This window comes from Stomatohabitans albus (assembly GCF_036336025.1).
Taxonomy (GTDB): domain Bacteria; phylum Actinomycetota; class Nitriliruptoria; order Euzebyales; family Euzebyaceae; genus Stomatohabitans; species Stomatohabitans albus.
Genome location: NZ_JAYKKE010000001.1, coordinates 832130 through 856022 on the forward strand (window position 1 = coordinate 832130; position 23893 = coordinate 856022).

Here is a 23893-nt window from a genome sequence, read left to right on the forward strand (position 1 = left end):
TAGGCTTACAACGTAACCGTTACCAAGCCAGGAGCTGTCATGAGCGCGATCATAATTGTGGGCACCCAGTGGGGGGATGAAGGCAAGGGTAAGGCCACGGACCTGCTCGCTGACCAGGTGGACTATGTGGTTCGATACCAAGGTGGAAATAATGCCGGCCATACGATCATTGTGGGTGATACGACCCTGAAATTACATCTCGTTCCATCAGGTGTGATGTATCCCGATGTCACTCCGGTGATCGGCGATGGGGTTGTCCTTGACCCTGGGGTGTTGCTTGAAGAACTCGATGGTCTTGTTGCCCAGGGTATAGATGTATCGCGTCTCAAGATTAGTGGTAACGCCCATCTGATTATGCCCTATCACCGTGAGATGGATGCGGTGACGGAACGGTATCTAGGTAAACAAAAACTCGGCACCACGAAGCGTGGCATCGGGCCAACCTATGCCGACAAAGCAGCCAGGGTGGGGTTACGTGTACAAGACCTCTACGACATGAAGATTTTCCGCCAGAAGCTTGATGCCGTGCTGCGCGAGAAAAATGCGATTTTAACCCGCGTGTATAACCGGTTACCGATGAAAGCGGCTGACATTGAGACGGAATACGCCGTGTATGCCGAGCGCTTACAGCCCTATATCTGCAATACGATGCAGCTCCTCCATGAAGGGATGGAACGCGGTGAAACGGTGCTTCTTGAGGGGGCTCAAGGCACCATGTTGGACCTTGACCATGGCACCTATCCGTTTGTGACCAGCTCTAATCCTGTATCGGGTGGGGCGTTGTCAGGAAGTGGGTTAGGGCCAAAGGACATCACCAGTGTGATCGGGATTACTAAGGCCTATGTCACCCGGGTTGGTACAGGCCCGTTCCCCACGGAGCTCTTTGATGCGGATGGGGAGAAGATTGCCCGGATTGGCCATGAGTTTGGTACAACCACGGGACGTGCCCGTCGTGTGGGGTGGTTTGACGCCGTGGTAGCGCGCTATGCCGGTCGGGTTAATGGGCTGACTGAACATTTCTTGACGAAACTTGATGTACTCAGTGATTTTGAAACGCTGAAGGTGTGTCGTGCCTATGAGTATCAGGGTGAGGAGTATGAGCACTTCCCTGATGATTTCCAGACCGCCATTCACAAGAGCACCCCGATTTATGAGGAGCTACCGGGTTGGAAGGAAGACATCACCCACTGTGAACGGTGGGATGATTTGCCAGATAATGCGAAGCGATATGTTGAGCATCTTGAACAGTTGATGGATGTGCCTATCCGGTGGGTCAGCGTTGGTCCGGCCCGTCGCCAAACCCTTGAACGGACGATCTAATGCGGGTACTGCTTATCGGTTCAGGTGGGCGTGAACATGCGCTGGCTGCGGCACTTGTCCGTTCACCATCGGTTGAACACGTCTTTTGTGCAAATGGCAACCCAGGTATTGGTGAGATTGCTGAACTTAAATGCATCAATGAAGTAGATGCAGGTCAGGTACTTGAACTGGCGCGTGAGGTACACGCCGACCTGGTCGTGATCGGTCCAGAAGCACCACTTGTGGCCGGTGTGGCTGATCGCTTGCGTGATGCCGGGTTTGCAGTGTTTGGGCCTGGGGCTGCGGCCGCACAGATTGAAGGGTCCAAAGCGTTTGCCAAAGATGTGATGGCCAGTGCTGGCGTAGATACCGCACGCTATATCGCTTGTGATGACATTGAAACGGCCCTTGATGCCTTACATGAATTCGATGAACAGGTTGTGGTGAAGGCAGACGGTATTGCCGCTGGGAAAGGGGTGCTGTTGTGTCATTCCCACGACGAGGCACGCGATGCACTCAGCCTGATCATGGAAGATGAAGCCTTTGGTGAAGCTGGTGCGCGTGTAGTCGTTGAAGAAATGATGACCGGGCCAGAAGCCAGCTTGTTCTTCCTGTCTGACGGTAAAACCGTTAAACCATTACCCAGCGCTCAGGATTTCAAACGGGTATTTGACGGAGACCAGGGCCTCAATACCGGTGGAATGGGGGCCTATTCCCCAGTGCCGGCGGTTGATGATGCCATGGCCAATGAGTTGGCAACCACCATCGCCCAGCCAGTGATTGATGAACTTGCTCGCCGTGGCATGCCGTTTATTGGGCTGCTTTATGCCGGACTGATGTTGACCCCTACGGGTGTGCGTGTGGTTGAGTTTAACTGCCGCTTTGGTGACCCGGAAACCCAAGCCATTTTGCCCCGACTTCGGTCTGATCTTGGTGAGGTGCTGCTTGCCTGTGCCCAAGGTCGATTGGACGAGATAGGGGACCTTGATATTGACCCGCGAGACGCGGTGACCGTCGTACTTGCCTCAGGTGGGTACCCCGGTGACTATCGGACCGGCCTCCCCATCACGGGCCTTAATCAGGTGCATAATGTAGCGGTCTTTCATGCAGGAACTGCAACAAAGGATGGACAGCTTGTCACTAAAGGTGGACGCGTATTGGCCGTAACTGCCCTTGGCAGTTCGATTCGTGATGCCCGTGAGACGGTATATGACGCTGTTGATACGATTCAGTTTGACGGCAAACATGCCAGGCGTGATATTGCCGAATATCCCACGGTGTAATACCAACGTATCGAAGAGAACCCCGGGTGAGCGTGCTGGCCCCGGGGTTCTTGCTATCAACGGGTGTGGCTAACGGTATTCACACGCTGTGTTACCCGCTGGTTTAGTTCATAATCATCCGGTTCTGACCTGCCAAACGGTGCGATTGAGATAGTGTCTTTTACCTTGTTTTAATTGCGATTGCCCACCACATGGCAGAACACCGGTGTCGTCCGGCTGGAGAACAATATGGATACACACGCCAATACATCACCCAACCCGCCCATGTCAGGGGTGGCTAATGGTGATGCCGGTGAGGAACAAGGCTTGAAGCGCAGTCTGGGCGCTCGCCATCTCAACATGATCGCTATTGGTGGGGCTATCGGAACAGGGCTACTAGTGGCCTCTGGTGGGTCTATCAGCCAGGCAGGTCCCGGTGGTGCCCTGGCGGCATATGCCGCCATCGGGGTGATGGTGTACCTCCTGATGCAGTCGCTGGGTGAAATGTCAACGTGGCTCCCCGCATCGGGGAGTTTTGAAACGTGGGCAACACGTTGGGTAAGCCCGAGTTTTGGTTTTGCGATGGGCTGGAATTATTGGTTTAACTGGGCGATCACCCTGGCTGCTGAGCTTGTAGCTGTGTCGGTCGTGATGCGCTACTGGTTCCCTGACATACCGGCGATCATTTGGTCGGCACTATTTTTAACCCTGCTCTTTTTAATGAACGCCTTTACCGTGCGCGGCTTTGGTGAAAGCGAGTTTTGGTTTGCGCTTATTAAGGTCGTCACCGTTGTGGTGTTCTTGGGTATTGGCCTGTTGATGATTCTTGGCATTCTTGGAGGGTCATCACCGGGCGTGAGTAACTGGGTGATGGGTGAGGCTCCATTTGTGAACGGGTTCTTAGGCACCTTTTCAATCATGATGATTGCCGGCTTCTCATTCCAGGGAACAGAACTGCTCGCGGTGGCCGCTGGTGAAGCGGCAAACCCTGATGTGACGATCCCTAAGGCAGTTCGTTCGGTATTCTTTCGAATCACCTTGTTCTATATTGGCGCCATCGCCGTCATTGGGTTCTTATTGCCCTATACCGATCCCAATCTGCTCAGCGCTGACATCGAACAGGTAGCAACTTCTCCGTTCACGCTGATTTTTGAACGTGCCGGCATTCTAGGTGCCGCAACCTTGATGAACGCCGTTATCCTCACCGCTATTTTGTCTGCGGGGAGTTCGGGTATGTACGCTTCATCACGCATGTTGTATGCCATGGGGGTAAGCGGTAAAGCCCCAAAGTTCTTTGCCAAGGTGGATAGGCGTGGAGTACCGATGCCTGCGCTATTGGCTACAACCGCAGTAGGTGCGTTCGCCTTTATTACCTCCCTCATCGGTGATGGTGCGGCCTATATTTGGCTTATCAACGTGAGTGGCTTGGCTGGCTTCATCGTGTGGGCTGGTATCGCTTGGTCACACTACCGGTTCCGCAAAGCGTTTAAAGCCCAAGGCCATGCTGTAAGCGAACTCCCATTCCGGTCCAAGCTCTATCCGGCCGGGCCAATCGTGGCGTTGTTGATGGTGCTGGCCATTATTGCTGGTCAGAACCTTGAGATTTTCACCGGAAATGCCACCTTCCTTGGGGTGTTATCGACCTATATCGGCGGTATTGCATTCCTTGCGATTTGGGCTGGACATAAGCTCGTTACCAAAACAAAGGGCGTAGATCCCGCCACCGCAGACCTTTCTCGCATCGAATAGGACATGATTGCACGCTGACTTGGTAGCGCTTTGGCTGGTATGTACACACTGCTTCGATTGGTGCGTATCGACCATCGTTATGTGATAAATAGGTAAAAGCAACTTGCCATAATATCCTGTCCTAAAGCACAGGATATTATGGCAAGAACATGTAAAGATGTAGCTAATTTCACAATAATTATAATTACAGGGTGTAGTTATTGTTTTTTCTTCTCATATTGAAGAGAATATATATCAAGAAATAAGTTTACTTTACGTTTATTTGCTGCTTTTCAAGCTTGCATTTACGTTGTTTGCCTTTTCTTTTCGTGAAGGTCGTTGTTTCATTGCCTGAAACTTCTTTACGTTCGGCCATGGCATTGGAAAACCAACTACACGAAGGGATGAATATGCCATTCTTAAATAAACAATTCATGACCGCTGTAGCTGTGTTTACAACAGCTGGTGTGGTGTTTGGAACTGCAGGGCCAGCGCTGGCCGAAGACAGTACCGACGCGATCCAAGACAGCCCAGAAGCAGCTATTGAGTCTATCCTCATGGAAGGGGTTGACCCTGAAACGCAGCGGATGAGTGAAGAAGAGTTGCTGGCCACTGCGTCGCAACCTGAAACAAAAACGAACCCTGCTCGCGATCTTATCCTGGAGCATGTTGATGCCCTCGATGGTGATAACAGTCAGGGGCTCAGAACGCTGGGTAACGAGCTCCAGGAGCTTGTTGCCCCGGCAACAAATGTTGATGAAGTTCGTGCAGTAATGAGTGACCGTGAGATTCAAGCCAATATCGAAGGCGGTCAAGCTGCAATTGAAACCCTGCCTGATGTCAGTGCTGAGTCTGGTGCCGTGCAGCTGAAACATCCCAGCAATGATGGGCGCACTATTTCACTTGCGGCCAAAGATTCGATTACAACTCGTGAACACGGCGATGTTGTTGAAACGAAGAACCCGCATACCGGTGTTGTCTCTGTTTCTCAAGTAACTGAAGATATGGGTGGTCAGGTTGTCTCTATCTTGAACTCACCCGAGACGCCATATGTTGATTTTTCAACTGATCTTCCCAATGGGTATGCACTTTCACCCGAGGCGGATGGTACCGTATCGATCCGCGACACCTTGGGGCAAGTCGAAGGCAAGATTGGTAAGGCCTGGGCCGTTGATGCGAAAGGCAAAAAGCTCGAAACGACCTATGAAGTGCTCGGTGATGGTACCGTCCGCCAGCATATTGATACCACTGATGCTGCCTTCCCGATTGTTGCAGATCCATCCTGGTGGTGGTGGACCGCAACTGTGGCCAAATGTGCTGTTGAGATTGCCATTGCCTTCACTCCCATCAAGATTGGCAAGGTACTTGCGAACCTTCGCAATCTCATCAATAGATCAAAGGTCGTAGCCCAGGCGGTAAAGGCACTCGGTGGATTGAAAAATGCTGCCATATCCTTTTTGAAGTACTCCATCAATACATTGAGGAAAAAGTTAGGGAATTGGGGTAAAAAGCTCCCGAGGTACTCACTGACTGCGGCTCAGAGAAAACATGCTGGAAAGATTTTCTCATTCCTAGGATTAGGACTATTTGAATTCCTTGGATTCGGTGGGTGTGGTTTACTTGTTCGAGAGATCGTAAAATAACCCGCTGTTGTCATTAATGCGCAGCATGTGCTTGAGTAATTCAAACTCCATCAATCCTAGGGGCGTTGTGTTGGCATAACGCAAGTGCGCAGTGAAACCTATCCGGTATCCAGGGATTCAACTTGCACAGTCGCTCTGGATATCGGCTCAATATAGCTGTGTACTGCTCCTAGATTATTCCTTATCAGAAAACGGAGATGAAAACATAGCATTCATCATTGAACAAAAGCGTTTTCGACAATTGGACGTTCATGAGGCAATGTTGAACGATAAAACTATTGTCGAAATTTTGGAAAATAGGTTCAAAGGCATTATTAGGTACTGGAATGTGTTATGTACATAACTGTAATCTACACATAGACACTAAGTAAGGGGTTGAGATGGATAGTTCAATTGTAATCACTCTGTATGGTTTGTATCTGCTGTCATGGGTGGGTGCCGGCATTGCTTTAGCTAGAGATAAACAAAGCCGTAAAGGCGAAACTTCAAATCTTCCATGGCCGGTCATGCTGCTACTCGGTGTAGGGTTTGCGATTGCAGCTTTGCTGGGTGCCTATTCAGATACGAGTGCAATCGTTAAGCTGATATATGCCCTCGCAAGTGCGGGAGCGGGGCTTCTCGCCTACTGGATTACACTCCGCATGTACCCAGTAGTTGAATAAGGAGGCCATACAGCATTCCCTCATTGTTTGCATTACGTGACCAGCGGTTCTTAGGATGAAAGACCACATTGAAAGGAACGCTGATGACGACAGATTTCAAAACTCTAGTTCCAAACCCTGAGGGGTTGACTGAGATTTTTGAAGGGGGCACATGGTTTGAAGGGCCATGCTGGGTGCCAAACAAAGGGGTGCTGCGTTGGTCCGATGTAATCGGAAACTGCATCTGGGACCATGATCCGTCCACAAATGAAACGGTGAAATACCGTGAGGGAGTTGACCACACCAACGGTCGTACGATTGATATTGATGGTTCGGTCCTGCAGTGCTCCCACGGTAAGCGGCGGGTAGAGCGTGACCGTGATGGAGAAATTGATGTGCTCGTTGATCGGTTTAACGGGCACCGGCTGAACGCACCCAATGACATCGTGGTTCGTAGTGATGGCACCGTCTTTTTCACCGACCCGTCCTATGGCATGTTAGTAACCCCGGAAGGGCACCCTGGGCGGCGTGAATACGGTGACCACTACGTATTTGCCTACACTACAGACGGTCATCTGCGCCCGGTCGTGGTTGATATGGTGGACCCCAACGGGCTGGCCTTTAGCCCAGATGAACGCCTCCTATATGTGGCCGATTCTGCGCTGCTCACCCACGATGGGCGCTATGGCCGCCACCATGTGCGTGTCTATGAGGTGGAGGGGTTGCGCGTCAAGAACGGGCAAGACTTCGTTGAAATCACCCAAGGTGTACCAGACGGGCTGCGTATCGACGAGCACGGCAATATCTGGTGCACACAGTCGGACAACCTCGACCAAGGGCGAAATGCGGTCATCATCTTTAGCCCGTCCGGTGACGAGATCGGCCGTATCCCGGTACCTAAACGTATCGGCAATATCGCCTTTGGTGGGGCAGACGGCTCAATCCTCTATATGGCAGCATCAAGCTCCATCTACGCGATTGAAACAGGAACCCGTGACGCCCGCTTTACCCGTGAAGCCACCTACTCCAACGAAAACCGCCTCTGGGACATGGCAACCGACTGGCAGTAATTGAACACAATTAAGGTGTTGGACTAGAAGCGTATTTGTGCTTCTGTTCCAACACCTTGTTTAATTCATAAGCATGGAACTGTTTTCGTCTGCGGTTATTCAAGTTGCAATTGCGGCGCTCATTCCGTTCATTTGGTGGGCGTTTACGGCCCGGAAAGAAACAACATTCTTTCATTGGATCGGGTTTCAATGGTTCAAACCAACACCTTCAATCTGGCTTTGGATAGTCGGCGCATTACTACTCCTCGCAGTTCCATTCTTGCTACTATCAAGCCGCCTTGGCGGTGAAGCCACGGCAACCCAAGCATTTGCCGGCAAAGGGGCCGCTGCGATTCCCGATATCGCAATATTTGCCATCATTCAGACTGGCCTCAGTGAGGAACTCTTTTTCCGTGGCTTCCTAGCCAAGCGGTGCATTGCCCGTTTTGGTCTGCAAACCGGCAACTCCATCCAGGCCACAATCTTCGGTCTTCTCCACCTGGTGATGGTGTACGCCATTCTTCCCGACACCCTCATCGCCCTCGGTGTGGGCTTTGCCACCATGCTCGGTGCTCTTGTTATGGCGTATGTGAACGAATCCCTCGCTGATGGTTCTATCCTCCCCAGCTGGATCATCCACGCATCCGGCAACCTACTCGCCGGCCTGGCTGCGGCTTTCAACCTATTTAGCTAAAACCCAACACCATATATCCTCCTAAACTGGCGGCATGATCCCAAACGTTCTCGCAAACCGATACGCCAGCGCCCAGATGCAAGCTATTTGGAGCCCCGAAGGAAAGATTCGTGCAGAGCGTCAGCTCTGGATTGCGGTGTTGAAGGCCCAGCAGGCGCTCGGTGTTTCGGTTAAGCCGGGTGCGATTGAAGCCTATGAAGCGCATGTGGATGATATCGACCTAGATGATATTGCGACACGTGAAGCCATCACTAAACACGATGTAAAAGCTCGGATTGAAAGCTATAACGCCGCAGCCGGGTTTGAAGAGATCCACAAGGGCATGACAAGTCGTGACCTCACGGAAAATGTGGAGCAACTGCAGGTTAAGCAGTCACTCGACGTCATTCGTACCAGGGTTATTGCTGCCCTTGCTGTGCTTGCCGACCAGGTAGCCCAACATGCGGACACGGTACTTGCCGCTCGGAGCCATAATGTTCCCGCGCAGCCCACAACGGTTGGCAAGCGCCTGGCCAATACCGGAGAGGAAATACTGTATGCCCTTAACCGGCTTGATGATCTGATTGCGCGCTATCCTCTTCGCGGTATTAAAGGCCCCGTGGGTACCCAAGCCGACATGCTAACGTTGTTGGGTTCGCCTGAAAAGGTAAGTGAATTAGAGCATCGTGTTGCTGAGCACCTTGGTGTTTCAACGGTTTTAACGAATACCGGCCAGGTGTATCCACGTTCAATCGACTTTGATGTGGTTGCCGCCATGCACCAACTCGCCAGCGGCCCAGCAAACTTTGCGCGCACCATACGCCTTATGGCCGGTCAAGAACTCGCGACTGAGGGTTTTCTCCCTGGCCAGGTTGGTTCGTCGGCCATGCCACACAAGATGAATGCGCGCTCGTGTGAACGCATCAATGGGTTTCACTCAATCCTGGCCGGCTATGTCACCATGGCCACCCACATCACTGGTGACCAATGGAACGAAGGAGATGTGTCATGTTCGGTCGTTCGCCGGGTTGTCCTTCCAGACACCTTCTTTGCTATCGACGGCCTCATGGCGACCTTCCTCATCGTCCTTGGTGGGCTTGGATTCTTTGACGGGATGATTGCCGCAGAGCTCAATCGTACGCTGCCCTTCTTAGCCACAACCACCATGTTGATGCAGGCGGTGCAACAAGGGGCCGGGCGTGAACAAGCCCATGAGGTCATTAAAACCCATGCAGTTGCTGCGGCACTGGCCATGCGTGAAGGCGAGCCGAATAACCTGGTTACCCGTCTGGGACAAGACCCAGCCTTCCCACTTGATGAAGCCCAAATTGAGGCCATCTTGGCAAACCCGTCGGCGTTCACCGGCCAAGCCAGCGCACAGGCGCAGGCATTTGTTACCGAGGTAGCCACATTAACCGCCGCCAACCCTGAGGCAGCTGCCTGGCGACCTGGCGCCATTCTTTGAGTCGTTGAGGTGAGCGGTTGGGAACCATTTTTGGCGGTGTTCAGCCTCTAACCGTTTCGTGCTACATGCACATAGCACCGTTGCAGGAAAAACACCAAGACCGCCCAAAACGGGCGGTCTTTGCGGTATACGTAAATCAGATGAGCAAGTCCTGCCGTGGCTTAGCGAGCGGAGAAGCTCTCACAGAAGGCAACGTTGCCACCGACGGTAACCACATCGGCTGTGCAGATCAGCTTGTCGTTGTGCGCACAAGATGTGCGGCTGCAGGTGGCTACAGAGGTATCAACACCTTCATGGCCGGCAAGGATATCCAGCACCGAGAAAGTAGAGCAGGTGTTGCCCATCGTGATGGCGGGAGCGGAGCAGCCATTGTGGTTAAAGGCGCAATCGCTTACAGAGCAGGAGGTAAGGGTGGCAGACATGATCAGACTCTTTTCACTTAGAAATTGATTTCTTATGTGCTTAAGAGTACGCCCATGTTGGTACTTAATTCAATAGATAAAAAGAATTAAGTAAGCCTAATACAAACCTGTATTTATTAAGGCAATCCTTACTCTTTAATACTTAAGTAAGCCTTATTAAAGGTCTACAACCTCAAACTGCATCATCTTGTGGTCTGTGGTTATAGGCGCTGGTTTCCCTTGGGGCTCATGGGCTTTTCGCTCTGCGCGCTTCACCATCCAGGCATCAAAGTGTGCTTTAGTTTCCCACGTAGTAATCACAAAATAACGCTCCGTACCTTCAACGGGGCGTAATAATTGAAATCCTAAAAACCCTGGCTCATTATCCACTTCATGCTTGCGATCACGAAAGCGACCTTCTAATACTTCTTCAGCGCCTTTCGGAATTTCAAGAGTATTAATCGTTATATATGACATGGTTGCCTTTCGTTTGTCGGTGTTTTGATATGTATATACTTTCGTATATACATATTACGATAATCATAGCTTTCGAAACTGGAGCTATGGGTAGGCAAACCTTAGCGCTAACTGATGGAGGGATATCGGGATAAATGGACGGGGGTCAAACCGCATGTGCCACCGAGTGCACCACGAATACCCATTCAGCGGCGCGCTAGTACTCCAAACCAGTCAAAATACGCAAGAGCGCAAAGCGATCATTCTCGCCATCAAGGGCTGCGTCAACCGTTAACCGCCAATTGGCGGCTCGTTCACTTTGCGGTAGTGCTGACAACGCTTTACGAACGTCAACATCTCGACGCAGCTCACGCAACACCTCAGCGGCTTCGGCCCACTTTGGGTCAATATCATGGGCGAGATGGGCACTAAGGCGAGCTGTCAACGCTGGTACACCAGTAGCAACGGCGACCGTCAAGTCATCAACAGGAACCCGTGCAGGCAAACTCATATCTCCCGCCTGGTCAATACGTAAACACCACAACCCAAGGGCGTCGGCATCGGCTTTGACCTGTGCGTTGACCTCACGCACATCAGAGGCAGCCACCACAAGGGCAGGCTGATTACTTGGCTTGATATCCCCCGTTTGATACTCACGCGGAATGATCTCTGCTACCCGTTCTTGGAGCAGTTCATGAACCTCGGGGGAAATGAGTGTGACCTGCGCACCGGCGTCAATCATCGGGCCAACCTTGGCGGCAGCCATTTCACCACCACCTACACACCACACTGGCGTGCCGGATAAATCCAGCATGATTGGAAAATAATTCTTCACGATTACCCCTGCCTAGGTGCAAAAACGGCTACTACGAGCATAGTGTCTCATTCAACCTTTACTTGAGGGTGAGCTAGAGTCAATGTGCCCGACTAGCTTAGAGGTATGGCTCCTGAGATTCTTGCGGCTACTGGTCCGCTTGTCCTTACCCCGTTGCCGATGGTCATGCGCTGTATTGCGAAGGCTGGTTTTTCAAGCGTCGAAGTTATGTCCGGGTTTAATCGTGCCACTCATGATCCTGGACGCATTAAAAGCGCTGCAAATGCCTACGGACTAGACGTGGCCGCTATTCACGGGCCATTTCTCCTTGCACAACGGCATCTCATGGGTGCGTACTCAACAAAGTGCATTCAGTCCATGCGGCTTGCCCAAAAGGTTGGGGCCAAGGTCATGATCGCCCACAGCCCGTTTCGCTTTGAACCGTGGAGTATGCGGTGGCTATTTAACAACGTGGATCGGCTAGAAGCTGAAACAGGGGTCTTCTTTGCCATGGAAAACCTCTACCCAGCACACGGAGTCAACGCCGCTGCGGTCATCACGATTGACCAAATGCGTCCATTTAAACATCTGACCATGGACACGAGCCATGCTGCGGTATCAGGTATTGACCTCTTTGATATGTTCGACGAACTGCGTGACCAGATCGTGCATCTCCACGTGGCCGACAATTACGGCAAGGGGGTAGACAGTCACGCACCGCTTGGCTCTGGAGTCCTCCCACTCGCACGTTTTTTGCGACATGTTGGCGACAGTGGCTGGGATGGCACGATCACGTTAGAACTTGATGTGCGCGCCTATCTTGACACGCCGCGCTCATTGAGCGAGTTTTTAGCTCGACAACGCCTGAAGTGTGAAGCTGCCCTCGCAGGCGAAGTAACTGACAAGGACTGGTAAATGCCCCTCTATACCTCTGCTCAACAAGCGATTACTGCCCTAATGCGGTCGGTTCCCGACTTTCCCGAACCCGGCGTACTCTTTCGAGACCTTACCCCCGTGCTGGCCAACGCCACAGGTTTTCAACTACTCACCGACCACATGGCAGATGTGGCCCGAACCCATAAGGCTGAGCTAATAGCTGGGCTAGATGCTCGTGGGTTTGTCTTTGGTGCTGCGGTTGCTAAAGCTGTTGGTACCGGATGTCTCGCCGTACGCAAAGCAGGCAAATTACCTCCGCCTGTACTGCGTGAGGAATATGCACTCGAATATGGCACGGCTGCACTCGAACTTCCCGGTGAGGGCATTGACGTCATGGGTGTGCGAGTGTTGATAGTTGACGATGTACTAGCCACAGGAGGCACCGTGAATGCCAGCCGTGCGCTCCTCGAACGTGCTGGCGCCCATGTCGTTGGTACCTCGGTCGTACTTGAGCTCGAAGCCCTTGGCGGGCGTTCACGCCTATCCGATATGCCCATTGACTCGATTTTGAGTCTATGAATCACCACCTTGACGCAAAAACCGAGCCGAACCAGCCAGATTGGGTATGCGTTGGCCCTGAAGCGATTACGAACGCCACGGGCACGGTCGTGGTCATTGATGTGTTGCGGGCGTTCACGACTGCGTGTGTGGTGTGGGCCAATCAACCGGCCTCTTATGAACTCACCGCGAGCGTAGAAACTGCACTCGCAAGAAAAGCAGAAGGCGCCATAGTGATTGGTGAAGTCAATGGCGCCAAGGTTGATGGCTTCGACTATGGCAACTCACCTGCCGAACCTGGCTTAGCTACAACCACTGGCAAGGTTGTGGTTCATCGCTCCTCAAACGGTACGACGGCGGTCGAACGGGCGGAGAACGCTAAACGCCTGTTTTGTGCAAGTTTTAACAATGCCACCGCAACCTACGAGGCAATCAAGAACGACACTGACGTAACATTTTGCATCACCGGCAAAGGGTTTCGTCCTGGGAGTGCAGCCTTGGACGGCGATGAAGACCAAGCCTGCGCTGATTTCATCATGGCACTCCGTCATGGCCGCATTATCAACCCTGAGGCCTACACGGCACGGATTCATACGTCTAATGCCGGACGAGATGAATCCACCAATCCAGCCCACGACCGAGCTATCGCCACTCAGATAGACACCTATCCTCACGCCTTGATCGTTACTCGAACCCAAAGCCGTATCTGGTTGCACCCAACCTAAATAGATTTATTCATGCAATACCGTCAGGTAAAAGGAGGTCGCGCTACCTCCTGCTATGCATCAAAGGCCTTCACTGTTTCCGCCACCTGGTGGGATTTCTACAGCACGTTATGGCTATGTAATAGCTTGTAGCTGAGTAAAGACGCTAAAAAGCCCCACACCAAAAGGTGTGAGGCTGGTCTTGTCTTGGACCTCTTAGACGTGGCAGGGTTCAACCATTGAAGGTAGGTCGAATGCCAAGTCGGCCAAATGGCCAACACAGCAACGGTGCCCATCAAGGTGCTTTGGGTCTGCTGTGGCGCGCAGGGCCTGTACACGTTCACTTACCGGTAGGCACGCTACAGCTTCAAGGTCAACGGTGTTAATGGCAGCTTCAATCGTTTTACGGCAGCATGCGAACACCGGCGTGCCATCACGCCAGGGTTGATCGAACTGGGCTAAAAGTTCGGCTTGTTTCAAGGTTGTCATATTGATCCTCCCATCAACATCCACAGGCCTTCATAGTAAGGACGATAGGTTGTAATCACCTGTCGTGCCGCTGTAAGAGTAAATAGTCTATAGGGTCTGGCCATTAGGCCTTTCCCTTTGACAGGGTTTTACGATTCTCCCCATCAATAGCGGCAATCCTTTGCCTTGCATTAACACAGGCATCAGATCCCATACACGCACTGTAGCGTAGCGCGCAACCGTTCTAGATAGCGTGATTGGGGCATCTGCCTAAGACAGTTCAACACCACGGTCATGTGCCGCTTGTACGGCAGCCATCGTGGCCGCCCGTAAGCCTGCCTGTTCAGCTGCAGCCATGCCCGCAATGGTCGTACCACCAGGGCTGCACACGGCCTTGCGCAGCACACCAGGGTCAGTGCCAGTTTCTTTGACTAGTGCAGCAGTGGCTTCCATCGTTGATGCGGCCATCTGGGTAGCCGCATCGTAGGACAACCCGTTTGCCACCCCGGCGTCAATGACTGCTTCAAGAACGGTTAAAAACCAGGCCGGAGCGCTACCAGCCACCCCGATAACGGCGTTGATGAGATGCTCAGGTACCTCAGTGACCGTGCCAGCCGGCTCAAGTACCTGGCGTGCGCGAGCCATGTCGGCTTCGGTGGCCAATGCCCCATAGCTGACCGAGGTAGCCGACTTACCAATGCGTGCACCGAGGTTCGGCATGGCGCGGATGACATGGGCACCAGGAATCGCTTCTTCTATGGCGGCACTCGTCACCCCAGCAGCCAAACTGAGCAGCGTGACACCTGGTGCAAGGTCACTTGCTACAGATTTGAGCACATCAGTGAGTTGGTGAGGTTTCACGCCGAGGACAACAAGATCGGCGTCGTGCACAAGAACCCGAGCGTTCACCCCAGCAACCACACCAAACTCATCGGCCACTAATTCGGCTCGTTCTGGCCGACTCGTCACGGCTCTGAAATGTGCAGGTTCACCGCCATTAGCGAGATTAGCTGCCAAGACAGCCTTACCTATCGTTCCACAACCCAATATCGTCGTAATCACGCTGTTTTCCTTTTGGCCAGGACCGATTCGTAAGCGTCGATCGTACGTGAAATAGTTGCATCCCATGAAAAGCGTTTAGCGGTGACGAGCGCACGCTGTTGGTAGGCCTGGTAGACGGGTTGAGAGGATGTGATTTGTTCAACCGCCCATGCCATCCCAGGGGCGTCATTAACGGGCACTAACATGCCGCCTCGATGCCCACCGAGCACATGCATCAGCCCATCAATATCACTCGCCACGACCGGGGTGCCACAGGCCTGGGCTTCAAGTGCCACAAGCCCAAATGACTCGGTGTGGCTAGGTACGAGTACAACATCACTTTGACGGAACATGCGTGCCAAGTCAGGCCGATCCATGGCAGGTAGGCAGGTGACCTGATCACCAACACCAAGTTGTGATGCAAGGGAGAGCAAATCCTCTGGCCGCATTCCGTTTCGACCGGATGGTCCACCCACAATCGTAAGGTGGGCACGACGATTCAGGTAGGCAATAGTCTTGACGGCAACATCAGGTGCTTTCAAGGGTTGAAGGCGGCCAGCAAAAAGAATGTTCAGTGGCTTCGTCAGATCCCATGGCGCACGTAAATCAGGTTGGGGTGGGTAGAAGCAGCGTAAATCTACGCCAGGCTCAATAACCCGAACACGGGCGCCTGGAACGTGTTCTCCTAGCCACAATGCTTCTGCCGGGGCTGGCGCACTGACCAAGTCAGCGTGACCGGCAAGCCAGTACTCAGCCTGCACACGATGCTCAGGTTCGGGTACGTCACCGTGGGCTAAGCGCTCGTTTTTAATCCCGCCCAACGTATGAAATGTTTGCACAACAGGACGGGTGAATAAACCACCCAACCCGGCTGCTGCACACCCACTCAACCAATAGTGACCATGCCAAAGATCAATAGTCGGGGCAACCGGATGGCTGAGGATACCCCGAACAAAATCAGGGATAAGGTCAGCAAGGTCTTCTTTACTGGCCTCCTCTGGGCCGGCTGGAATGTGGTGGACGACCACGCCGCTATCGGTGAAGACCACCCCGGCTTGGGTTGGGTCATACCGTCGTGTAAACACGTGAACACGATGACCTTGGCGTACAAGCCCATCAGCAAGTGCCGCGACATAGACGTTTAATCCCCCACCATCCCCGGTTCCCGGACGAATAAGCGGGGAGGTGTGAAAGGAAACGAGGCCAACCGTGAGGGACATGCCCTCTAGGGTGTCACAATATCTTCGATTGTGGTCGTACCTTCACGGTATCGGCGTACCAGCTCTTGCTGAAGGGCATCCAAATGGTCAAGCACTTTGCGACGGGTCGTGCTCACCCACTGCACCTCACCCGTTACTTGGTCGACAAGGGCACTCACTTCGTCAACAGACATATCCGGTATGTTGCCCAACGGCACATCTTCAATAACCAGGTCACCACGTCGGCGCCCAATAGGTTCTTGAGCTGTATACATGTGGCGATGGGCGGTTGGCATGGTAGCCGCATTAATAGCCTGATCTCCGTCACTGAATAGGTTAGAGATAGCTTCTACACGTGCAGCTTGGTCAGCGACATCAGAGCCACGAACGTTCAGTTCGTGCTGCAATACATCAAGCTGGCCAAGAAGGACACGGCGAGCATAACTGAGCCGGTCTTCCTCTTCCCGGCAGTCATCGCGCATCGTCCTTAACTCGGCAGCAGACTTGCTGTCCATGTCGGCTAAGAAATCTTCGGCAGTTACACGATCAATACGGCGGCGTGCTGGACTGTTCATCGTGCACAATGCTAATCGTTAGGACCGCACAAGCTACGTGTTAACTCGTATGGAGGTACAGGCCCGCCATGATTGGGGTGGAATTGGAAGTGCAAGTGCGGAGGGGTTGACTGAGCGTTGCCCGTGTTCCCCACGGCACCCATCACGTCACCCACCTTCATTTGTTGTCCATCAGTGACGTACACCGCATCCATGTGCGCGTAGTAATACTTATGTCCCAAAGAATCAACAAAGTTGATGCTGAGCCCACCGAGCCGGTTCCAGTACGCCCGTTCAACATGGCCGTCTGCTACGGCATAAATGGGTGTGCCTTTCGCGGCCATCATGTCCACACCCTTGTGGGTTCGCCCACCAGAACGTGGGAAGCCCCAAGAGTCGATAAAGCTCACCGGATGTCCTACCGGACAAGTCATGACCTGTTGTGCGCCATTGATGGTAGCCATACGCCACAAGTCCCAACCAGCGTTCATATTTTGAGCTTGGGCGGGGATCGGGCTCACCACAACCTGTGTACCGTCCGGGCTCACCGTGCGCGCTTGTTGAGCCGCCTGCTGGGCTGCTCGGGCAGCCGCTTCAGCTGCAGCTTGAGCATCGAGGCGGGCACGCGCAGCTTTACGGGTTGCTTCGAGGGTTGCGCGAGCTTCGGTCAGGTTTTGATTGCCCTGTTCAAGTGCCTTATTTAATGCTTCACTGGACGCTTCTAACTCATTGATTTCTGCAAGTGCAGCACGCGCAGATGTTGATGCAATTTGGAAGTTCTCACGGTCAAGGGAGGCTGCATGTTCGAGCTGGCGGATGTGTTCATCAGCACGTTCAATCGCCCGTCGGATTGATTCACCGCTGTGTAATGAATCATTGATATTGGTTGCATTACCGGCAGACAAGGGGTCTGCCTTGGTGATGGTTGCCGGTGACTTGTAGGCCGTCCGCACCAGCTTTGCGCGTTCGTCCTTAGCTTCTTGAATACGCTTAGCGGCTGCCCGAATTTCATCTGGCTTGCCATGCAGTTCTTCAAGCAAACGAGTGGCGTGACCTTGGGCGATTTCATACCGGCGGGTACGGCCTTCAAGGTTCGCTTGGGTTTCTTTGACCCAGTCACTCAACCGGTCAACATTGGTCCGTGCCGCAACCACATCAGGTTCAGCTTCAACCCGTTGGGTCATCTCATCGGGTTGGGCAGGGGTGACGTCCAGGTTCTCCACAGGTTGTTGTGGAAGGGCTTGGTCATCACCGCTGGAATCACCAACGTCGAAGCCTGCAAAGGTATCGCCCAAATTGTCGGCAGGTGCAGGTTGTTCAGAACCTTGTTCAACAAACTGCAGTCCGCCAAGGTGCTCAGATTGCACATGTTGGAACCCGCCAGCTTGACCGATGGCTGGGTTGGCAAGAGAACCAGCGCCAATGCCGATAGCAGCAAAGGCGAGGGCGATACGGGAATTCACAACGGATACCTCATAGGATTAATGGGATTGACCAGGCATGGCCGGTTTGGGATCAGCCGCTTCGTAATTGGCGAGTGCCTGAGCAATCTCAGATTCCGCAGCGTCACGATCACGCCAGCCACGAATTTCTACGGCTTTATTTTCCAAATCCTTATAGCGAGCAAAAAAATGTTCGACTTCTCGCAGGACGTGCGGTGGTAAATCTGCCAATGTTTCACAGTGTGACCAGCGAGGATCGTTGGCACTCACACCAACGATTTTTTGGTCTTCACCTTTGTCATCTGCCATGTCTAACATGCCCAGGACCTTTGTTGGTACCGTGCATCCAGGGAATGTGGGGTGGCTCATGAGGATAAGAACGTCCAATGGATCGCCATCACCGCCCAACGAATTAGGAATAAACCCATAGTCACCCGGATAGAACATTGGGCTGAACAGCACACGGTCGAGGACGAAGCCACCGACTTCGTGATCCCATTCGTACTTGTTATGACTCCCAGCGGGGATCTCAACAAACACATTGACGATAGACATTAGGTACCTTTCAAGGAGATGAAAAAGGGAACAAGATAAAACGCAAAATGGGCCGACAACGATGCTAATGCAATGGCGTGTTGTCAGATGTGTTACGCCAGCCGCCGGGAATAGCCCACTTGGCTCCGATGACCTCAACTACAGGTAGAGACTGACGTTCCAATGGAATTGTTTCGGGTGCTTTACCGTCATTTAATGAAATCATGGCTAAAGCATGGGTCCCATTTGAAGAAGTGATGGGTGCGGGTCGTTTCTGCTCAGTGATTATTTGACCAACCTGCACTGGCTCAGGCGTTTCGAGTAAGCACAGTGCACGGCGGACTTCGCCGAGGTTGTAAATCTTGGCGATGCTTTCTTGGCCTGGGTAACAACCCTTTTGCATATGACCGTGCGTTGGTAACAGGCCTAATTCTTGGGTCCGGGTACCGGCGATAATCTCACGTCCCCAACGTGGAACACCGGCACTAACCCGCCAATTATCCCATCCTTCAACCAGGGGTAGGGGTGCAACGGTTTGGGTGGGCGCGATGATATCGCGGTATCCATAGGGGTAGGTAACGATCCAGGTGTGTCCTTCGTGCGTAAGTTCGGGGTAGGGGCCAGGAGGAGCCGTACCTGCATGAAGATCGCTATACACGGCCAAATCGGTTCGGACGTCAATATCTGCTTTAAGTGAAAACCGAAACCGAATGAGTCGTTCAACAACGGTTGTTTCTAATTCTTGGTCAACAACTAGCCATGCGGTCTCCGGATCAGGGAGTACCGCCGTTCCAGCCGCAATGATCGCACCCTTGGCCTCTAACCAAAGCCACTCACGTGCGGCTGGTAAGTCAAACGCAACAAGCTGTTGGGTAAGGAGGAGGTTTAACAGATGATGGGCGTCAGGCCCTTGCACCTGTATCACTCGTAGGTGACGGGCCCAAGTTGGCATGGGGATTAGCTTTTCTTGGGACTACTTGCAACGCGGATGTCATAAATCGGTGCATCCTGGTCATTCTGGCCCTTGTAAGTGACGGTCACTTCATAGGTTTGACTGTCACTTGGGTTAACTAGTTCGCAGATTGTTTGCTCTTCAGCTTTTAATTTCAATGGATTGGGACAGTTCACCTGTGGTGTTTGGGGAGAGCCAATCTGGGCGGTGAGGGTATCCCCAACCGTTTTAGCCAATGCGGCCTTATCCGCGGTCGGAGTTGAGCACGCGGCCAACCCAAGGACTGCCAACATGGCGAGGGCAATGAAACGGATGCGCATAGGGACCTCCAAGCAAAAACAACTAAGTACACACAGCCTAACGCTTACCATGTCAAAATCGTGTCAGCTTCATGAATCAACTGCGCTAATTCCTCACGATTTATGGTGTTGACACCTGGTACGAGGTGCGTAGGGGTTAATCCAGCGGCTGTAAGTGAGTCGTTGAGGGCAACCACTTGAACACCGCTTTCAATGAGACCCACCAGGTCACAGTGCGTTGATGAGGCCGGAAACTGAATACCAGAAATCGAATGGCTTTCCACCTGCGCATTGACCGCGGCAAGTTCTACAGAACAGTCAGTCAGTACGACAGTTAAATCAACATTGCGCATGACGGCGTAAGCGTTGGCTTCTAGTCGTGGGTCGGTATGGACCGGCTCACCAATGGCATGCCGTAACAGGCTAACAACTTTCTTTGTCATGCATCCACCCCCAAGGTGAGTACCAGGTCAGAAGCGGTGACAATATTCCATAGATCAGATGCGCTACCGAGCACCACTCCCTTTGTTTGGTTTTCACACAGTCCAAAACATTCAGCGCTTGCTTCATCCACAAGCCAGGTCAAGGCACCTCGGCCACCACCACTTCGGATGAGCTCAGTTACCGCTCGTGCAAAAGGGGTTGAGCCGGAGGTGTGATGGGTCGCATTGTCGATGGCATAGACACGCACATGGACGCCCCGTTCAAGCATCCGGGTGATCAGCTTCAAGCACGTCATGGTTCGTTCAGTGACCTGCCCTTGATTGAGAATGACACCAACGGTCGTATTCATAGCCACACCACCTTCGTTGTAGCATCAACAAGCTCATCGGCGATGGTATTGGTATCAACCATCGTGACCCCGTCCGCCAATCGTTTGTGGTCAATGCCTCGACGGGCACACGCCGCCGCTTCAGCATAAACGGTGACTTGCTGGTGTAACAGATTTTGAATTAAGGCCGCATTTGGATGGTCATGGCGAGCCAACGGTGTTGCGGCATCACACAACACCACAAGAAGTTGAGGATGGGCCTCTGCCAGTGATAACGCAATATCAATGCCACTGACGCGTGAGGAACTGAGGAGCACCGTCACATGGGTGCGATGGGTCATGAATCGGCCTTTCTGAATAAGAGGCGGATTGCAGGTTGGCCAAGATGATCTTGGGAACGATCCACACTTAATAAATCGTGGTTTGCACGGTCTGCCCAGCGGGCAAAGGCAGCCGGCGACCCTGGGCCTTCACAGAGTACTTCGAGCAACTCACCGCTATTGAGGGTCGTCATGGTTCGCATCGCTTCAACAACGGCATCGTCGCGGTCCATACCTCGTGTATCTAATGTGGCGTGCACATGGGCGGTCACATATTGGCCACGACTGGCCGCCTTGCGGATACGGATCGTTGAATCTGGGATCGTGTTGTTGTCAATATCCAAGCGAGTGCCAAGAGCATCGCCAGCACCCACAATGAGCCCATTAATAAATACTTTCGCAAGTTCTTCATCATGGTTTGCGAGTGGTGCCGCAAGGTGATCAAACCCAACGACTTCAGCCCAGTCAGCCGTTTTCGCACGAACGGCAATGGTTGGTTCATAGGCCGACAGGGCGTTAGCTATCGTTGTTGCTATCTGTCCGATGGGCTGGTTGCGATGCGATTGATACCCCGCAAGGTGCGCATTGCCTAATGTCTTGGCAAGCGTCCACCCTAATGATAGTCGGTCAGGTGGTTCACCATGATGTGAACTGGTTCGTTCAACAAGCGCAACAAGAAACGCAATAACGAGCGGGGTGGACTGTGTGGTGGATGTTGCTGTTTCTTGCTCAGAAGGTGTAAAGAGCACCGCACGATAGATACGGGCAGGGCGTCCACCTTGTTCACGACGCTGTTCGGTATAGGACACAAGCTTGGCTTGCGTCAACTTCGTGAGGTGGGTCCTTGCCACATTGGGGTGAATGCCCACCATGGCAGCCACATCTTTAACGGTTTGCCCTTCTTGGGAACCACGCAAAATATCGAGAATCTGGGTGCGTGTTGGTGAATCAGTGATCGTGTCACTCACTTGCATAGCTGATTCCTATCCTTACCCATACCCCCAGTCTTGCACGTGAATAACGAATAAGAGGGTCAGGTTCGCTGAGATGGTACCGATAAGGAAGCGAGACGTACGGAGCACCCCATGATTGACCTTCAGACCACATCGTTAGAAACCGCCATCGAGGCCGATGACAGCGTTATCGAGATTCCCCGGATTATGGCGTATCTGCCCTTCCCATTGGCGATGATTCCGGCGGGGCCACGACGGTGGGCGCCAGTGGATGTATGGGCTGGTATTCATGAAAATACGTTCCATGAAGTGCGCGTAACCTATTCAGCTGCTGGTGACCGTTCCATCACGGTTGTTGCCGCACCGCATGGTGTGGATATCAATGATTTGGTTATGCGAGTGGCAACACCACTCCTCTTCGCCCAGTTCCGTAAACAACATGGCACACTCCCAACGGGAGCAGTGATGGCTGCACTCAGTGGTGAGCCGATTTGGCCTAGTAAGCATGGAGAATGGACATTGGGTCGGTGCGGTGTGAGTGACCGCCCGCTCAGAGTTGGCGCGTATGTCAAAGACGGAATACACCTGCTGATTGCCAATGGGGTGTCCTGTGAGGAGTTCGAGACGCTCCTTTCCTCAGTGACGTTCTTAACCGGACCCGGCCCTGATGCAGACATCCTTGGAGAACGCCACCGCAAGGCCCTTGCTGACCGCTGGTTACAGGCACCTCGGCGGCCCTATCGGCCTGGCGTTGACCCGATGTAAAGGCCAGGTGTGCCGCAAACCCCAGGTGCATCGGGGTTTGGGAGCGGCAGAGTGAATGCCAGTGCCTGCTAATCCTGTCGCTTCATGTTGGTTGATGTATGACCTTCAAAGCACTCTGATCGTTCAGCGACGGTGAATCCCATTGATGTGTATAGGCGCATGGGGGCTGTTTCAGCTTCATTTACCCACAGATCGAGCAGTTGGGCGCCGCTGGTAACAAGAGCGTGCAGGCCGGTAAGTAACATGACTTTCCCTAATCCTCGGCCTTGCGCATCAGGATGGACCCCAATCACATATACTTCACCGGCTGGCTTTCCTTCTTGGGTTTCATGTTGTTTTGTCCAGTGAAAGGCCAAGAGTTTTCCAGGTTCAGATGATTGACTGGTTTCTTGGGCAATAAAGAGCTGGTCGAATCGTACCCAGGGTTGTCTCAGTCGTTCTTGCGCAAGGTCCCTTGTCCACCCACCCTGGTCAGGATGATGTGCAAACGCGGCGTTATTGAGTTCAACAAAGGCATCAAGGTCATCCCAAGTAAATGGGCGAATAAGCACGCCAGGTGGGGTTGGAGGAACCCCTGGCAAATCGCTGGTATCGCGTTGCATATGTGCCAAAGACCGTTCTAGGGTCAGTCCAAGGTCGTCAAGTGCCACAGGGAACGGGCGATGTCGCCATAGGTGGACCGGGCCCTGCACTCTGGCGGCCGTTTCTGTTAGCGCATGTTTGGCGGCTTCCACATAGGTATCAGGATCTTGGGTCACGGATGTGATCTCAATCACCGCTACCGGGTTGGGTTGCCCTGTCAACCGAATATGGGCATAGGTTTGATTTGCCTCGTTGAGGAGCCCAATAAATCCTGAAGCGCTTTCGTTGAGTTGGTATTGCTGTTGCTCGCCCAATTCCCACGGGTGTTCAGCAAGGATTGTTCGAACAACACGCAGATGTTCAGGTGTGAACTGGGTAAATACGGCGGGTGAATGAAAAGCCATGCTTACATACTCCTGTTTGCTAGAAATTAAGGGTCGAGA

At 52.8% G+C, this 23893-nt stretch carries 28 protein-coding genes; 12 read left to right on the top strand and 16 right to left on the bottom strand.

Annotated elements, in window-relative coordinates:
- Window positions 1-39 precede the first annotated feature (39 nt).
- From VCU37_RS03720 to purB, 8 genes are all read left to right on the top strand, one after another.
- Window positions 40-1320: an adenylosuccinate synthase gene (locus VCU37_RS03720; RefSeq protein WP_336249277.1), complete on the top strand. Its 1281-nt coding sequence runs from the start codon at window positions 40-42 to the stop codon at window positions 1318-1320.
- On the top strand, window positions 1320-2582 hold the full coding sequence (purD, locus tag VCU37_RS03725) for a phosphoribosylamine--glycine ligase (protein WP_336249278.1): 1263 nt from the start codon (window positions 1320-1322) through the stop codon (window positions 2580-2582). Before VCU37_RS03720 ends, purD begins: the two co-directional genes overlap by 1 nt.
- Window positions 2583-2810: 228 nt before the next feature.
- Entirely contained in the window at window positions 2811-4310 is a 1500-nt protein-coding gene (locus VCU37_RS03730; protein WP_418896461.1) for an amino acid permease, read from the top strand.
- 353 nt (window positions 4311-4663) lie between these two features.
- Window positions 4664-5932: a hypothetical protein gene (locus tag VCU37_RS03735; protein ID WP_336249279.1), complete on the top strand. Its 1269-nt coding sequence runs from the start codon at window positions 4664-4666 to the stop codon at window positions 5930-5932.
- Window positions 5933-6312: 380 nt separating this feature from the next.
- Complete coding sequence (locus VCU37_RS03740; RefSeq protein ID WP_336249280.1) at window positions 6313-6594, top strand: hypothetical protein; 282 nt, start codon at window positions 6313-6315, stop codon at window positions 6592-6594.
- A gap of 83 nt (window positions 6595-6677) precedes the next feature.
- Window positions 6678-7643: an SMP-30/gluconolactonase/LRE family protein gene (locus tag VCU37_RS03745; RefSeq protein ID WP_336249281.1), complete on the top strand. Its 966-nt coding sequence runs from the start codon at window positions 6678-6680 to the stop codon at window positions 7641-7643.
- Window positions 7644-7716: 73 nt separating this feature from the next.
- Window positions 7717-8316 (top strand): CPBP family intramembrane glutamic endopeptidase, encoded by a 600-nt coding sequence (locus tag VCU37_RS03750; RefSeq protein WP_336249282.1) that lies wholly within the window; start codon window positions 7717-7719, stop codon window positions 8314-8316.
- A gap of 34 nt (window positions 8317-8350) precedes the next feature.
- Window positions 8351-9760 carry an adenylosuccinate lyase gene (gene purB / locus VCU37_RS03755; RefSeq protein WP_336249283.1) on the top strand — a complete coding sequence of 470 codons (1410 nt, stop codon included), beginning with the start codon at window positions 8351-8353 and terminating at the stop codon, window positions 9758-9760.
- Between the two features lie 161 nt (window positions 9761-9921).
- Here the strand turns inward: purB and VCU37_RS03760 are convergent, their stop codons facing one another.
- The 3 genes from VCU37_RS03760 to VCU37_RS03770 all read right to left on the bottom strand — a co-directional run bounded on the left by VCU37_RS03760 (window position 9922) and on the right by VCU37_RS03770 (window position 11452).
- On the bottom strand, window positions 9922-10182 hold the full coding sequence (locus VCU37_RS03760; RefSeq protein WP_336249284.1) for a DUF1540 domain-containing protein: 261 nt from the start codon (window positions 10180-10182) through the stop codon (window positions 9922-9924).
- Window positions 10183-10338: 156 nt separating this feature from the next.
- Window positions 10339-10638, bottom strand: a complete 300-nt coding sequence (locus tag VCU37_RS03765; protein ID WP_336249285.1) for an antibiotic biosynthesis monooxygenase family protein — start codon at window positions 10636-10638, stop codon at window positions 10339-10341.
- Between the two features lie 196 nt (window positions 10639-10834).
- Complete coding sequence (locus tag VCU37_RS03770) at window positions 10835-11452, bottom strand: precorrin-2 dehydrogenase/sirohydrochlorin ferrochelatase family protein (protein ID WP_336249286.1); 618 nt, start codon at window positions 11450-11452, stop codon at window positions 10835-10837.
- 105 nt (window positions 11453-11557) lie between these two features.
- Here VCU37_RS03770 and VCU37_RS03775 point away from each other — a divergent pair, with 105 nt between their 5' ends.
- From VCU37_RS03775 to VCU37_RS03785, 3 genes are read left to right on the top strand one after another with little or no spacing between them, the layout of a single operon-like run.
- Window positions 11558-12346: a sugar phosphate isomerase/epimerase family protein gene (locus tag VCU37_RS03775; RefSeq protein WP_336249287.1), complete on the top strand. Its 789-nt coding sequence runs from the start codon at window positions 11558-11560 to the stop codon at window positions 12344-12346.
- Window positions 12347-12886, top strand: a complete 540-nt coding sequence (locus VCU37_RS03780; RefSeq protein WP_336249288.1) for an adenine phosphoribosyltransferase — start codon at window positions 12347-12349, stop codon at window positions 12884-12886.
- Window positions 12883-13590 carry a 2-phosphosulfolactate phosphatase gene (locus tag VCU37_RS03785; RefSeq protein ID WP_336249289.1) on the top strand — a complete coding sequence of 236 codons (708 nt, stop codon included), beginning with the start codon at window positions 12883-12885 and terminating at the stop codon, window positions 13588-13590. Before VCU37_RS03780 ends, VCU37_RS03785 begins: the two co-directional genes overlap by 4 nt.
- Before the next feature lie 195 nt (window positions 13591-13785).
- Here the strand turns inward: VCU37_RS03785 and VCU37_RS03790 are convergent, their stop codons facing one another.
- The 12 genes from VCU37_RS03790 to VCU37_RS03845 all read right to left on the bottom strand — a co-directional run bounded on the left by VCU37_RS03790 (window position 13786) and on the right by VCU37_RS03845 (window position 22124).
- Window positions 13786-14058: a hypothetical protein gene (locus VCU37_RS03790; protein ID WP_336249290.1), complete on the bottom strand. Its 273-nt coding sequence runs from the start codon at window positions 14056-14058 to the stop codon at window positions 13786-13788.
- A gap of 249 nt (window positions 14059-14307) precedes the next feature.
- Window positions 14308-15099, bottom strand: coding sequence for a pyrroline-5-carboxylate reductase (proC, locus tag VCU37_RS03795; protein ID WP_336249291.1), 792 nt, complete (start codon window positions 15097-15099; stop codon window positions 14308-14310).
- The gene (locus VCU37_RS03800) at window positions 15096-16298 is read right to left on the bottom strand and encodes a glycosyltransferase (RefSeq protein ID WP_336249292.1); all 1203 of its coding nucleotides are present in this window, start codon (window positions 16296-16298) and stop codon (window positions 15096-15098) included. The genes proC and VCU37_RS03800 overlap by 4 nt, the downstream gene beginning before the upstream one ends.
- Before the next feature lie 5 nt (window positions 16299-16303).
- Entirely contained in the window at window positions 16304-16852 is a 549-nt protein-coding gene (locus VCU37_RS03805) for an RsiG family protein (protein ID WP_336249293.1), read from the bottom strand.
- An 11-nt stretch (window positions 16853-16863) separates the two neighbouring features.
- A complete protein-coding gene (locus VCU37_RS03810; protein WP_336249294.1) occupies window positions 16864-18294 on the bottom strand; it encodes a peptidoglycan DD-metalloendopeptidase family protein in 1431 nt (476 codons plus the stop codon).
- An 18-nt stretch (window positions 18295-18312) separates the two neighbouring features.
- Complete coding sequence (locus VCU37_RS03815; RefSeq protein WP_336249295.1) at window positions 18313-18828, bottom strand: inorganic diphosphatase; 516 nt, start codon at window positions 18826-18828, stop codon at window positions 18313-18315.
- A 64-nt stretch (window positions 18829-18892) separates the two neighbouring features.
- Window positions 18893-19759 carry a CAF17-like 4Fe-4S cluster assembly/insertion protein YgfZ gene (gene ygfZ / locus VCU37_RS03820; protein WP_336249296.1) on the bottom strand — a complete coding sequence of 289 codons (867 nt, stop codon included), beginning with the start codon at window positions 19757-19759 and terminating at the stop codon, window positions 18893-18895.
- Between the two features lie 5 nt (window positions 19760-19764).
- Window positions 19765-20079: a DUF4333 domain-containing protein gene (locus VCU37_RS03825; protein ID WP_336249297.1), complete on the bottom strand. Its 315-nt coding sequence runs from the start codon at window positions 20077-20079 to the stop codon at window positions 19765-19767.
- 44 nt (window positions 20080-20123) lie between these two features.
- A complete protein-coding gene (locus tag VCU37_RS03830) occupies window positions 20124-20501 on the bottom strand; it encodes a hypothetical protein (protein ID WP_336249298.1) in 378 nt (125 codons plus the stop codon).
- Window positions 20498-20851 carry a hypothetical protein gene (locus VCU37_RS03835; protein WP_336249299.1) on the bottom strand — a complete coding sequence of 118 codons (354 nt, stop codon included), beginning with the start codon at window positions 20849-20851 and terminating at the stop codon, window positions 20498-20500. The genes VCU37_RS03830 and VCU37_RS03835 overlap by 4 nt, the downstream gene beginning before the upstream one ends.
- The gene (locus VCU37_RS03840; RefSeq protein WP_336249300.1) at window positions 20848-21171 is read right to left on the bottom strand and encodes a DsrE family protein; all 324 of its coding nucleotides are present in this window, start codon (window positions 21169-21171) and stop codon (window positions 20848-20850) included. Before VCU37_RS03840 ends, VCU37_RS03835 begins: the two co-directional genes overlap by 4 nt.
- The gene (locus VCU37_RS03845; RefSeq protein WP_336249301.1) at window positions 21168-22124 is read right to left on the bottom strand and encodes an ArsR family transcriptional regulator; all 957 of its coding nucleotides are present in this window, start codon (window positions 22122-22124) and stop codon (window positions 21168-21170) included. The genes VCU37_RS03840 and VCU37_RS03845 overlap by 4 nt, the downstream gene beginning before the upstream one ends.
- 111 nt (window positions 22125-22235) lie before the next feature.
- Between VCU37_RS03845 and VCU37_RS03850 the strand changes: the two genes are divergently transcribed.
- Window positions 22236-22868, top strand: coding sequence for a hypothetical protein (locus VCU37_RS03850; protein WP_336249302.1), 633 nt, complete (start codon window positions 22236-22238; stop codon window positions 22866-22868).
- A 68-nt stretch (window positions 22869-22936) separates the two neighbouring features.
- Here the strand turns inward: VCU37_RS03850 and VCU37_RS03855 are convergent, their stop codons facing one another.
- A complete protein-coding gene (locus VCU37_RS03855; protein ID WP_336249303.1) occupies window positions 22937-23854 on the bottom strand; it encodes a GNAT family N-acetyltransferase in 918 nt (305 codons plus the stop codon).
- Window positions 23855-23893 lie beyond the last annotated feature (39 nt).